Origin of the sequence: Streptomyces sp. CA-251247 (genome assembly GCF_050952975.1) — a bacterium.
Classification (GTDB): Bacteria; Actinomycetota; Actinomycetes; order Streptomycetales; family Streptomycetaceae; genus Streptomyces; species Streptomyces achmelvichensis.
In genome coordinates this window covers 1,034,665-1,046,807 of the sequence record NZ_CP191861.1, presented here as the reverse complement: position 1 = coordinate 1,046,807, position 12,143 = coordinate 1,034,665, and the positions used below count along the sequence as shown (strand labels likewise).

Below are 12,143 nucleotides of genomic sequence, written 5' to 3'. Positions count from 1 at the left end.
GGGAGGTCAGCTGCCCGCTCCGGCGCGGCCCCAGTCGGGACCGACGACGGCCCAGGCCCGGTCGAGCCGGGCGTATCGGCGCCGCAGGAGCCGCCAGGTGATCAGTCGTCTGGCGGATTCGATCACTCCCGCGCAGGCGAACGCCCCGACCACGCCCGCCAGTACGGCGTGCACCTGGGCCGTCTCCGCGTCCAGGGGCCGGCCGGCCGGGCGACCCCGGTCGTCGGTCCACAGGGTGAGCGTCTCGCCCGGCCTCGGGTCGGGGAGCGCGGTGGATATCCGGCCGGTGTGCTTGCTGCCGTCCGCCGCGGTCCAGCGGGCCACGACCGCCCGGCCCTTGTCGCGGGCGGCGGACTCGGGGTCGTACGTCGACGCCTTGGCCGGCGGGGCGTCACGGAGCACCGTCGCGGTGACCTGGTGGCGGCTCTCGGCTTGCGTCCGCGCCGACTGTCTCAACGACGCGTCGGCGAGCGATCCCGCGATCCAGCCGACCACCGGGGCCGCGGTGACGAGAAGCAGGGCGGCGACCAGTGCCACCCATGCCTCGGCGAGGTCGGTCGCCCGGCGCAGGGGATTGCGCCGCCAACGCCAGACTCCCGTGGCTGATCGCATGACCTGCACCCCCTTCCGCGTCCGTGATAGCCACCAACGGCACGGCATACGCACGGGATGCGCGAAGAGAGAGGAACATCACCCCTTCGCCGCGGCGCTCCCGTCGACTGCTCAACGCGCGTGCCACGGCACAGGGTTCCCACGGAACGGCTCTTCAGTACAGAAGGGCCGAGGACCGGACAGGGTGGTGCATCCACCGACGGTCCCCGGCGAGCCCCTGCGGCACGATGGCCGCCTCGCCGGGTGTGGACCCCGCCACCGATGTGACCGGGGTGGACGTGAGGACTACGGCGCGATCAGTACCCGCCGCCCTGGTACGGGCGGTTGTACGGGTCGTTGTAGACCGGCTGGGCCTGCACCGGCCTGGCCGCGGCGGGGCGCATCGCCTCGTACCCGCTCGGCACCGGACGCTGCTGCTGGGGCTGCTGCGGTCCCGGATAGCCGCGCGGCACGGACGGCTGCTGGGGGATGTACGCGGTCGCCTGCTGCAGAGGCATCGGCTGCTGCATCTGCTGCGGATAACCGTAGGACGGGGACGGAGCCGCCGGGAGGGCGGGCAGCGCCGAGGGGAGGGCCGGCAGATAGCTGCTCGGACCGTCGTACGCGGAGGGCACTCGGATCGGGGCGATCTGAGGCGTGCCCCGCTCTGCGACGAGGGAGTCGTAGATGGGGGTGTCGGGGAACGACGGAGCGGAGTAGTAACCGCCGCCGTAGGTGGAGCGGGGGGAGGTCATGGCCATAAGTTAAGCCCACGATGTGCTGGTTGGGGAGTCCGATAAGAGGGTTGTTTCGGGAGATGCGAGTGACCACGGATCCCCAATGCGAGCGAACCCGGGAAAATCGGTCGCGCGACAGGGCGCCGGCCTTATAAAGGGCAAGCTGAGAGCGGGTTACCCACGGGTCGGCACGGGCGCTGGAGGCCCTGTGAGGATTAGGTTGGCGCCCAGTGAACTTTTCCGGACACTCCGACTCGCGATGGGGGCGAGCATGTCCATGCTTAAAGGGGCCAATACTCCGGTGGCGGCGCAGCAGGTGCGCGTCGAATTGGGTTGGCGTTCAAGTCCTGGCGTACCGGATGTCGACGCCTCGGCGCTTCTTCTTGCCACCGGCTCGGGCAAGGTCCGCTCCGACGCGGACTTCGTCTTCTACAACCAGGCTTCGCACGCTTCGGGGGCGGTACGCCACGAGGGGAAGCAGAACGGGTCCGGTGGTGTGACGGACCTGATGTGGGTGGACCTGGGGCAGGTGGAGGGGGCGATCGAGAAGATCGTGCTGGCGGCCTCCGCGGACGGTGGCAGCTTCGGCCAGGTCCCCGGGCTCTACATCCGGGTGGTGGACGCGTCGAGCGGCGCGGAGATCGCGCGCTACGACAGCCAGGACGCGTCGGTCGAGACGGCCTTCGTGCTCGGTGAGTTCTACCGGCGTCAGGGGGCGTGGAAGTTCCGCGCGGTCGGTCAGGGTTACAGCACCGGACTCGCGGGTCTGGCCACGGACTTCGGCATCTCGGTCGACGAGCCGCAGGCGGCGCCGGCTCCCGCCCCGGTCACGCCTCCCCCCGCTCCTGTCGCGCCGGCGCCCGTCGCACCTCCGGCGCCGCCCACCCCGCCGGCCGCCCCGCAGCCGCCGGCTCCCGTACGGCTGACCAAGGTCACGCTGACGAAGGACGCCCCGTCCGTCTCGCTCACCAAGCAGGGCGGCACATCGGGTGCCATGCGGGTCAACCTCAGCTGGCAGGTGCGCAAGCAGTTCAAGGGGTGGGGAGCCAAGCTCGGCCGTGCCGTCGCCATGCACGGAGACCTCGACCTCGACCTGTGCGCGCTCTACGAACTCACCGACGGGCGCAAGGGAGTCGTACAGGCCCTCGGCAACGCCTTCGGCGCGCTGCACCAGCCTCCGTTCATCCATCTCGACGGCGACGACCGCACCGGCGGCACGTCCGGCGAGAACCTCACCATCAACCTGGACCACAAGGACCAGCTCCGCCGCGTCGTCATCTTCGTGACCATCTACGAGGGCGCCCGCAGCTTCGCCGACCTCGACGCGACGGTCACGCTCCAGCCGCAGCACGGAGCACCCATCGACTTCTCGCTCGGTGAGTGCACCGTTCCCTCCACCGTCTGCGCGCTCGCGCTGATCACCAACACGGGCTCGGACCTCGTCGTGCAGCGCGAGGCCCGCTTCCTCGTCCCGGAGCGCGGCGTCAGCCCGCAGCGCACCGTCGACTACACCTACGGGTGGGGCATGAACTGGACGCCCGGCCGCAAGTGACGGGGGCGACGGCCGGTTCGGCGGTCAGGACTCCGGTGTGGCACTGGGGCGTGCATAGGTACGCCCCTTCCACGCCGCACCCCGGCCACGGTAGTGCTGCACCGCCGAATCGACCGTCATCAGCAGATAGAGCAGTGCGGTGAAGGGCAGCAGCACGGCGAGCAGCGGCGTCTGCCGGTAGTAGCGCAGCATCGGCAGATACGTCGCCGCCATCACCGCCCAGGCCAGACCCCCGGCCCAGCCGGCCGCGGGGTCGTGCCCGAGGATCCCGGCGCACAGCGCGACCGGCGGCACGAGGTACACCAGCGTGAGCCCGACGACCGTGCCCGTCAGCAGCAGGGGACTGTGCAGGAGTTGTGCGTACGCGCTGCGCGACACCATCCGCCACAGATCCGCCAGGCGCGGATAGGGCCGCACGCTGTCCACCTTCTCGGCCAGCCCCAGCCAGATGCGCCCGCCGGAGCGCTGCACCGCGCGCGCCAGGGACACGTCGTCGATCACCGCATGCCGGATCGTGCCCGGTACGCCGGCACGCACGGCGGCCTCGGTGCGCAGGAGCACACAGCCGCCCGCCGCCGCCGCCGTGCGCGCACCGGGCCGGTTGATCCACCGGAACGGATAGAGCTGGGAGAAGAAGTAGACGAAGGCGGGGACCACGAGGCGTTCCCAGCCGGTCGCGATCCGCAGACGTGCCATCTGGGAGACGAGGTCGAGTCCGCCGGTGCGGGCCGCGGCCACCAACTCCCGCAGACTGTCCGGCGCGTGGGCGATGTCGGCGTCGGTGAGCAGCAGATACTCCGGCTCGTGCTCCCTCGCCAGGGCGATGCCGTGCTGCAGGGCCCACAGCTTCCCCGTCCACCCGGGCTCCGGTTCGCCGGGGGAGACGACGCGCAGCGGCAGCCCGCCGTACCGCTCGGCCAGAGCAAGCGCCACCTCTCCGGTGCCGTCCGTGCTTCCGTCGTCGACCAGAACGATCTCCGCGCGTCCCGGGTAGTCCTGGGCCAGCAGGGAGGGCAGGCTCGCGGGAAGGGATCCTGCCTCGTCGCGTGCGGGTACGACGACGGCGACATCCGGCCACACCGCGAGGTCCTCACGGTGCGGCAACCGCTGGTCCGTGACCCAGAAGAAGCCCTGGCCCAGCAGGAGCCATCCCCAGGCGGTCAGCGATCCGAGGGCGATCCAGGCAACGGCGCTCATGCGCCGCAGTCTGCCCCACCGGACCGGCCCCGCAAGGGCGGTCGACTATGGTGACCGGGTGAAGATCGCGCTCATGGACTCCGGAATCGGCCTCCTCCCGGCGGCCGCCGCGGTGCGCCGGCTGAGGCCGGACGCGGATCTCGTCCTCTCCTCGGACCCCGACAACATGCCATGGGGGCCGCGCACACCGGACGATGAGAACGAACGGGTGACCGCACGGGTGACCGAACGAGCGCTCACGGTCGCCCGTGCGGCCGTCGCCCATGCACCGGACGCCCTGATCATCGCCTGCAACACCGCATCCGTGCACGCGCTGCCCGCGCTGCGCGCCGAGCTGGAGCCGGCGATCCCCGTCATCGGTACGGTCCCGGCCATCAAGCCCGCGTCGGCGGGCGGGGGACCTGTCGCGATCTGGGCCACGCCGGCCACCACCGGTAGTCCCTACCAGCGCGCGCTCATCCGTGACTTCGCCGACTCCGTCGCGGTCACGGAGGTCCCGTGTCCCGGGCTCGCCGACGCGGTGCAGTGGGCCGACGAGGATGCCATCGACCGGGCGGTGGCCGCGGCGGCCGCTCTCACGCCACGCGATGTCCGGGCTGTCGTCCTCGGCTGCACACACTACGAACTGGTCGCCGAGCGCATCCGCGCCGCCGTGGGACGGTCCGTGCCCCTGCACGGCTCGGCCGACGCGGTCGCCGCGCAGGCGCTCCGGCGCCTCGGCGAGCTCCCGGCCCCCGACGCCGCCCCGAGCAGCCGGCTGACGGTGCTGCTCAGCGGCCGGGACGAGGTCCTGCCGGCCCAGGCGGCGCACTATGCGGAGGGCCGGCTGCTGCGGACAGTGAGCTCCGCGCACTGAACGTGAGATCCGCGCACTGGCGGTGAGCCCTGCCCGGCGGCGCGGCACGTCGGCGTGATCCTCGTGACGGACCCCATGCTGCGGCGGCAGTTGCTGGGTACTCTCCTTCCATGAAGGACCTCACCCGAGATTCTTGTGCGTCTGCGGAGCCCGTCCCCGCCGTGTGGACCGGCCGAGCGACGAACCGTATGCAGTGGCTGCTCGCCGCGGCGGGTGCCGCCTTTGTCGCGCTGGGTGTGGAGCTGGCGGTTGCCTCCCAGTGGACCTCCGGTATCGCCCCTCTGCTGATGTCGGTGATCGGCTGTGTCGCCGCCGGTCTGCTGATCCTGTACGGCACCCTCGCGTTCGTCCATGTGGCGGTGAAGGTGGACAGCGACGCCGTCGAGGTGCGCTGCGGTCACATGGGCCTGCCGCGTCGGCGGATTCCGCTGTCGCATGTCGTCGGCGCGGAAGTCGCCGCCAAGGTCACCCCGCGGCAGTGGGGCGGCTGGGGTTACCGCTGGCGCCCGGAGAAGGGCACCGCTGTGGTCGTACGGCGCGGTGAGGGAATCGTCGTCACTCTGGGCGACGGCAGAGTGTTCACGGTGACGGTCGACGACGCGGAAGCCGCTGTCCTGGCCATCCGTGACGGCCTGCGCCGGGGCACGGGCACGGCGGCCAAGGCCTGACGCTCCGCCTGTCGCTCGGCCGAGGTACGGGTGATGTGCGGGTGGTCTCCCGCGCCGACCGGCCTCCGACGTGTCCTTGACTGTCAGTGCGCGTCCGTCAGCGTGCGCGCACAGCCGCCGGGGCCGGGTCGTCGCCCGTCTCCGCCGGCTGACCGCCGGCCACCCGCGCGGTCGCCAACCCCGCCAGCAGCCCCGCACCGACCGTCACCGGCGCGAAGCTCAGTGCGTTGCCCAGGCTCGCCAGCGCCGCGAGGGCCGTGAGCGCCGCACCCGCGCTCAGGACCACCGGGGTGGAGCGGGGTGAACGCCACAGCCCGTACAGCATCCAGCCGAAGGCCGCCCCCAGCAGTACCACTCCCACCACGCCCTGCTCGGCGGCCTGTTGCAGCGAGGCGGAGTGCGGTTTGCCGTCCGAGCCCGCCACCTGCTGTGCCGTGGGACTGAGCAGGCCGAAGCGGTCCGGTCCGACTCCTCGCAGGGGGTCGTCCTCGGCGAGGTCGACCGCGTCGTGCCAGAGCGCGACCCGGTTCTGCGTGAGCTGTCCCTCCAGGGACACCGTGAGCCCGTCCGGCAGGGCGTCCTCCGCGACTCCCCACGATGTGGCGACCAGCAGGCCCGTCACCAGGGCAAGCGCTCCGAGAGGTGCTGTTCGGCGGTGCATACGCGCGGCCGCCAGCGAGCAGAGCAGCACACCGGTCGCGGCAGCGAATCCGGCCACCGATCCGAGCCACAGCGCGGTGCACGCGACCGCCAGCGCCAGTCCCCGAAGCGCCAGCCGCAGCACCGGAGGCCGGGCTGCGCAGGCTCCGCAGGAAGCGGCGCCCGCGGCCAGGACCAGCAGGGCGGCGGCCGCTCCGGTGTGCCCGGGCTGAAGGGGGTCGCCCGCGCCGGCGCCGGGTACGCCCTCCGGTGAGGCCATCGCCAGACCGAGGGCGGCGAGGGAGACGGCCGAAGCCGCGGCGACCGGCAGCAGCGTGCCGCAGATGCGGCCGAAGGCGTATCCGGCGGCGACGGCGAACACCGCCAGCAGCACGCCCTCCGGTCTGGCCTCGCGACCGGTCGCGCTGATCAGCGACCAGGCCGCGCACGCGCCGAGGACGACGACACCGGCGACATCGGTCGCGCCGCCGCGTTCGCGCGTCGCCGACCGGTCGTACGGTGCATGCATTCCGCCGACCCCCCGGACCCGTGGCAGCCCCCGCCGCAGCAGCCGACCGCGTCCGGCGGCACGGCTGGCGCACACGGTAACGGCAGAGACACGGTTTTGTGGATGCCTTGCGCAGGAACGTTGCTTCCGCTGCCGCGGGCGGTCGCCGGACCGGACTGCCGCCCGCACGGCCTGCCGCCGTAGACTCCGCCAGGTGAGCGCCACCGTCACCGCCCTCGACACTCCACCGTCCGCCCCCTCCGGGCTCCGGCCGCTGCTGCGCCGGATCGTCCGGCCCGGGGCCGCGGCTCTGGCCGGAGTGCTGCTCTTCCTGAGCTTCCCGCCCAGGCCCCTGTGGTGGCTGGCGCTTCCCGCCTTCGCCCTGCTCGGCTGGTCCCTGTACGGGCGCCGGCTGCGGCCCGCGTTCGGTCTCGGCTACCTGACCGGTCTCGGCTTCCTGCTGCCGCTGCTCAGCTGGACCGGCGAAGAGGTCGGCCCCCTGCCGTGGATCGCGCTGGCGGCGATCGAGGCGGTCTTCGTCGCGCTCGCCTGTATGGGCATGGCCGCGGTCAGCCGGCTACCGGCCTGGCCCGTGTGGAGCGCGGCGGTGTGGATCGCCGGTGAGGCGGCTCGCGCCCGAGTGCCGTTCGGGGGCTTCCCCTGGGGCAAGATCGCGTTCGGCCAGGCGGACAGCGTCTTCCTGCCGCTCGCCGCGGTGGGCGGCACACCGTTGCTCGGCTTCGCGGTGGCTCTGTGCGGTCTCGGGCTGTACGAGACGGTCAGGCGGGTGATCGACTTCCGGCGTACCGGAGCGCTGCCGCGCGGTCCCATGGCCGCCGCACTGCTCACCGTGCTCGTCCCGGTGACGGCGGCGCTCGCGGCGCTGCCGCTCGTCGACGACGCCGCCGAGGACGGCACCGCCACCGTGGCCGCGATCCAGGGCAATGTGCCCCGCCTCGGGCTCGACTTCAACTCCCAGCGGCGCGCGGTGCTCGACAACCATGTGCGGCGTACCGAGGAGCTCGCCGCGGAGGTCAAGGCCGGGAAGGTGGCCCAGCCCGACTTCGTGCTGTGGCCCGAGAACTCCTCCGACCTCGACCCGTACCGCAACGCCGACGCCCGTCTCGTCATCGACGAGGCCGTGAAGGCCATCGGGGTGCCGACGGTCGTCGGCGCGGTGGTCACCCCGGACACCGGAAAGCTCCGCAACACCCTGATCGAGTGGGATCCCGACCGCGGTCCGGTGAACACCTACGACAAGCGCCATGTGCAGCCGTTCGGCGAGTACATCCCGATGCGCTCCGTCGTGCGGCTGTTCAGCTCGGACGTGGACCGGGTCCGCCGCGACTTCGGCCCCGGCGACAAGGTCGGTGTCTTCGACCTGGCGGGCACGAAGGTCGGTCTCGTCACCTGCTTCGAGGCCGCGTTCGACGACGCGGCACGGGACACCGTCACGCACGGCGCCCAGCTCATCTCCGTGCCCAGCAACAACGCGACCTTCGGCCGCAGCGAGATGACGTATCAGCAGCTGGCCATGTCGCGAGTACGGGCCGTCGAACACGGTCGCTCCGTCGTCGTCCCCGTGACCAGCGGCGTCAGCGCGGTCATCATGCCGGACGGAAAGATCGTCCAGCGGACGGAGATGTTCACACCGGACGCTCTGGTCGCGAAGGTGCCGCTGCGTTCCTCGCTCACCCCGGCGACGCGCCTCGGGACCTGGCCCGAGATCGCGCTGCTGCTGATCGCGGCAGGCGGCGTCGGCGTGGTGTCCGTGCAGGGCGTACGGGGGCGGCGTGAGCGGGCGGCGGCGGGCGAGCCGGTCGCACCGGGCACCGGCGACGCCGGATAGCCCGGCTGCGCCCGGCGGGCCGTTAGGGTCGAAGCCATGGTTACCCCCGACTTCATCCGCGACATCCGGGCCACCGCCGGGAACCAGCTGCTTCTTCTGCCCGGCGTCAGCGCGATCGTCTTCGACGGCGAGGGGCGGGTGCTGCTGGGACGGCGCGCGGACAACGGCCGGTGGTCCGTCATCGGCGGGATCCCCGAGCCCGGCGAGGAGCCGGCCGCGACCGCCGTGCGCGAGGTGTACGAGGAGACCGCGGTGCGCTGTGTCGCCGAACGGGTCGTGCTCGTCCAGGCGCTGCCGGAGCCGGTCACCTATCCCAACGGGGACCGGTGCCAGTTCATGGACATCACCTTCCGCTGCCGGGCGGTGGGCGGCGTGGCCTGCGTCAACGACGACGAGTCGCTCGAGGTCGGCTGGTTCGCCGTGGATGCGCTGCCGGAGCTCAAGGAATTCGCGCACTTCCGGATCAAGCAGGCCCTGGCCGAGGGACCGGCATGGTTCCAACCTATGCATGACCAGTGAAGTATGGGTGGTGACCACATCGGTCGGGGAATGATCGCTGCCTAGGGTTCGCAGCATGACGTCCCCCACCACACCTGGCGTTCCTCCTCCCGTGGTCGACCTCGATCTCGGCGGCCGCACCGCACTCGTCACCGGGGCAGCGAGCGGCATCGGCCGCGCCTGCGCGCTGCGGCTCGCGGCCGCGGGGGCGAAGGTGAGGGCCGTCGACCGGGACGCCGACGGGCTGGAGACGCTCGCCGCGCTGGGCACGGAAGCCGGCGGAGCCGTCGAGCCCCAGGTCCTGGATCTCACCGACCTCGACGCGGCGGAGGCGGCGGCCGCAGGCGCAGACATCCTGGTCAACAACGCCGGTCTCCAGCTGGTCCGGCCCATCGAGGCCTTTCCGCCGGACGTCTTCCACACGGTGCTCACCGTGATGCTGGAGGCGCCGTTCCGGCTGATCAGAGGCGCCCTGCCGCACATGTACGCGCAGGGCTGGGGGCGCATCGTCAACATCTCCTCCGTCCACGGGCTGCGCGCCTCCGCCTTCAAGTCCGCGTATGTGGCGGCAAAACACGGTCTCGAAGGGCTCTCCAAAACGGCGGCCCTGGAAGGCGCCCCCCATGGTGTGACCTCGGTCTGTGTGAACCCCGGCTATGTGCGCACCCCGCTCGTCGAGCGGCAGATCGCCGATCAGGCGGCGGCCCACTCCCTGCCCGAGGACCAGGTGCTTGCCGACGTCCTGCTCAAGGACTCCGCCGTCAAGCGCCTGGTGGAGCCCGAGGAAGTGGCCGAGGCGGTGCTGTATCTCTGCACCCCGCAGGCCGCGTTCATCACCGGCACCTCGATCGCCCTCGACGGCGGCTGGACCGCGCACTGAGGGGTGACCCGGTTGTCCCCAACGGTCCACTCGTCCACAGGGCTGGTGCCACCTCCCGTACGGCAGGTAATCCTGTGTCCATGTCCCACGATCAAGCCGACTACCTGGAGCTCCTCGCACGCGGCGCCGCCGCGGAGGCGTACGACCGGCCGGCGCTGCTCGCCCGTGCGAGCGGCGCCGGACCGGAGACGCTCGCCGCCCTCGAACACGCCAAGCAGCTCGCGCTGCGGGTGCGCGCCGAGCTGGAGGGCCGGCGCCGACGCGAGGCCGAGCTCTCCGCGCTGTTCGAAACCGCCCACGACCTCGCCGGACTCCGCGACCTCGACGCCGTGCTCCGCGCGATCGTGCAGCGGGCCCGCTCGCTGCTCGGCACGGAAGTGGCCTACCTCAGCCTCAACGACCCATCGGCCGGCGACACCTATATGCGGGTCACGGAGGGGTCGGTCTCGGCCCGCTTCCAGCAGGTGCGGCTCGGTATGGGAGAGGGTCTCGGCGGTCTCGTCGCCCAGACCGCCCGCCCCTATGTCACCGACAGCTACTTCGACGACGCCCGCTTCGAGCACACACCGTCCATCGACACGGCCGTACGGGACGAAGGCCTCGTCGCGATCCTCGGTGTGCCGCTGATGCTCGGCAGCCAGGTCATCGGTGTGCTGTTCGCCGCCGACCGCCGGGCGAGAGTCTTCGAACGGGGACAGGTCGCGCTGCTGGCCTCCTTCGCCGCCCATGCGGCCGTCGCCATCGACACCGCGAATCTGCTCGCCGAGACCCGCACGGCTCTCGCCGAACTGGAGAAGGCCAACGAGATCATCCGGGACCACAGCGGCGTCATCGAGCGCGCGTCCGAGGTGCATGACCGGCTGACCGAGGTGGTGCTGCGCGGCGGCGGCGTCGACGATGTGGCCGCCGCCCTGTCCGAAGTCCTCGACGGTACGGTCCGGTTCACCGACAACCACCCCGACGCACCCGGCGCGGACGGGCGCGCGATACGACGGGGGCAGGAGTGGGTGGCGGCCGTCTCGGCCGGCGGTGAGGACCTCGGCGCCCTGGTGCTGCGCGGCCATGCCGATCTCGATCCCGTCGACCGGCGCACCCTGGAGCGCGGTGCGATGGTGACCTCCCTCCTGCTGCTCGCCCGCCGCTCGGCCCACGAGGCCGAACAGCGCGTACGGGGCGAGCTGCTCGACGACCTCCTCGACGCCCCGGACCGCGACCCCCGACTGCTGCGGGAGCGGGCGGCCCGGCTGGGGGCGGATCTCGACGTTCCCCATGTGGTGCTGGCCGCGCGGATGGAGGGACCGGACTCCGGCGTGCCCGAACACGAGAGCGCGGGCCGCGGCGCGAGTGCCCGGGGCGCCGGCGGCCCGGGTGCGGGCACCGCGGTGGAGCGCGAGAGCGCCGACCGCCAGCGGCTGTGGGCAGCCGCCTCGCATCTGGCGGCGACCCGCTCGGGCCTGGCCGCGGCGCGGGACGGGGGAGCGGTCCTGCTGCTGCCGCTCGGCCCCGACGACGACGCCTCCGAACTCGCCCGCCGCGCCGCCCGGCAACTGGGCGGTGCGCTGCGGGAGTCGGTCACCGTCGGGGCGTCCGCGCCGGTCGCCGTGCCGGCGGACGACCCGAGCCCGATATCCGGCGCGTACGACCAGGCGCGGCGCTGCCTCGACGCGCTGCGACTGCTCGGCCGGGCCGGCCAGGGTGCCGCGGCGCAGGACCTCGGCTTCCTGGGTCTGCTCCTCGCCGATCCCGGGGACATCGACGGATTCGTCGGTCGCACGATGGGCGAGGTTGTCGCCTACGACCGCCGGCGCGGCACCGATCTGGTGCGCACCATGGACGCGTACTTCGCGAGCGGGATGAGCCCGGCCCGTACGAAGGACGAGCTGCATGTCCATGTGAACACGGTGGCCCAGCGACTGGAGCGCATCGGGCGGCTCCTCGGTCCCGACTGGCAGTCGCCCGGCAGAGCGCTGGAGATCCAACTGGCGCTGCGGCTGCACGCGATGTCGGAGGCGGTGGCCCGCTAGCGGCGCTGCCGCGCGGATGGTGTGGTCCCGTTCGGGCCGGGGCCGGGCCGGGGGCCTGGGGGATGGCTGGGCTGACCGCCCGGCCGCGGGTCGGACTCGGCGCGCCGTGGCCTGCTGTCCGCCGGCCGCGTCCCCCGTCCGGGC

Annotated in this window: 11 protein-coding genes; 7 read left to right on the top strand and 4 right to left on the bottom strand. The window is 72.5% G+C overall.

Annotated features, from left to right (window positions below; all coding sequences use genetic code 11):
• Positions 1 to 6 precede the first annotated feature (6 nt).
• Both ACQPWZ_RS04435 and ACQPWZ_RS04430 read right to left on the bottom strand, forming a co-directional pair.
• Entirely contained in the window at positions 7 to 612 is a 606-nt protein-coding gene (locus ACQPWZ_RS04435; RefSeq protein WP_340471812.1) for an Rv1733c family protein, read from the bottom strand.
• 296 nt (positions 613 to 908) lie between these two features.
• Positions 909 to 1,346 (bottom strand): DUF6643 family protein, encoded by a 438-nt coding sequence (locus tag ACQPWZ_RS04430; protein WP_340471811.1) that lies wholly within the window; start codon positions 1,344 to 1,346, stop codon positions 909 to 911.
• A gap of 253 nt (positions 1,347 to 1,599) precedes the next feature.
• Here ACQPWZ_RS04430 and ACQPWZ_RS04425 point away from each other — a divergent pair, with 253 nt between their 5' ends.
• The gene (locus ACQPWZ_RS04425; RefSeq protein WP_340471810.1) at positions 1,600 to 2,880 is read left to right on the top strand and encodes a TerD family protein; all 1,281 of its coding nucleotides are present in this window, start codon (positions 1,600 to 1,602) and stop codon (positions 2,878 to 2,880) included.
• Between the two features lie 24 nt (positions 2,881 to 2,904).
• On the opposite strand, the gene ACQPWZ_RS04420 is transcribed toward ACQPWZ_RS04425, so the two are convergent.
• A complete protein-coding gene (locus ACQPWZ_RS04420; RefSeq protein WP_433570710.1) occupies positions 2,905 to 4,077 on the bottom strand; it encodes a glycosyltransferase in 1,173 nt (390 codons plus the stop codon).
• Here ACQPWZ_RS04420 and ACQPWZ_RS04415 point away from each other — a divergent pair.
• Together ACQPWZ_RS04415 and ACQPWZ_RS04410 are read left to right on the top strand one after the other, a co-directional pair.
• Positions 4,076 to 4,933, top strand: a complete 858-nt coding sequence (locus tag ACQPWZ_RS04415) for a glutamate racemase (RefSeq protein ID WP_433570709.1) — start codon at positions 4,076 to 4,078, stop codon at positions 4,931 to 4,933. The genes ACQPWZ_RS04420 and ACQPWZ_RS04415 overlap by 2 nt on opposite strands.
• Positions 4,934 to 5,043: 110 nt before the next feature.
• Positions 5,044 to 5,601 carry a hypothetical protein gene (locus tag ACQPWZ_RS04410; protein WP_433570708.1) on the top strand — a complete coding sequence of 186 codons (558 nt, stop codon included), beginning with the start codon at positions 5,044 to 5,046 and terminating at the stop codon, positions 5,599 to 5,601.
• A gap of 97 nt (positions 5,602 to 5,698) precedes the next feature.
• On the opposite strand, the gene ACQPWZ_RS04405 is transcribed toward ACQPWZ_RS04410, so the two are convergent.
• Positions 5,699 to 6,769, bottom strand: coding sequence for an O-antigen ligase family protein (locus ACQPWZ_RS04405; RefSeq protein WP_433570707.1), 1,071 nt, complete (start codon positions 6,767 to 6,769; stop codon positions 5,699 to 5,701).
• Between the two features lie 193 nt (positions 6,770 to 6,962).
• Here ACQPWZ_RS04405 and lnt point away from each other — a divergent pair, with 193 nt between their 5' ends.
• The 4 genes from lnt to ACQPWZ_RS04385 all read left to right on the top strand — a co-directional run bounded on the left by lnt (position 6,963) and on the right by ACQPWZ_RS04385 (position 11,999).
• Positions 6,963 to 8,597, top strand: coding sequence for an apolipoprotein N-acyltransferase (gene lnt / locus ACQPWZ_RS04400; protein ID WP_433570706.1), 1,635 nt, complete (start codon positions 6,963 to 6,965; stop codon positions 8,595 to 8,597).
• A gap of 36 nt (positions 8,598 to 8,633) precedes the next feature.
• Positions 8,634 to 9,116, top strand: a complete 483-nt coding sequence (locus tag ACQPWZ_RS04395) for an NUDIX hydrolase (protein ID WP_340471803.1) — start codon at positions 8,634 to 8,636, stop codon at positions 9,114 to 9,116.
• 55 nt (positions 9,117 to 9,171) lie between these two features.
• Positions 9,172 to 9,975 (top strand): 3-hydroxybutyrate dehydrogenase, encoded by an 804-nt coding sequence (locus tag ACQPWZ_RS04390; protein ID WP_340471802.1) that lies wholly within the window; start codon positions 9,172 to 9,174, stop codon positions 9,973 to 9,975.
• Positions 9,976 to 10,055: 80 nt separating this feature from the next.
• Positions 10,056 to 11,999 (top strand): helix-turn-helix domain-containing protein, encoded by a 1,944-nt coding sequence (locus ACQPWZ_RS04385; RefSeq protein ID WP_433570705.1) that lies wholly within the window; start codon positions 10,056 to 10,058, stop codon positions 11,997 to 11,999.
• The last annotated feature ends 144 nt before the right edge of the window (positions 12,000 to 12,143 follow it).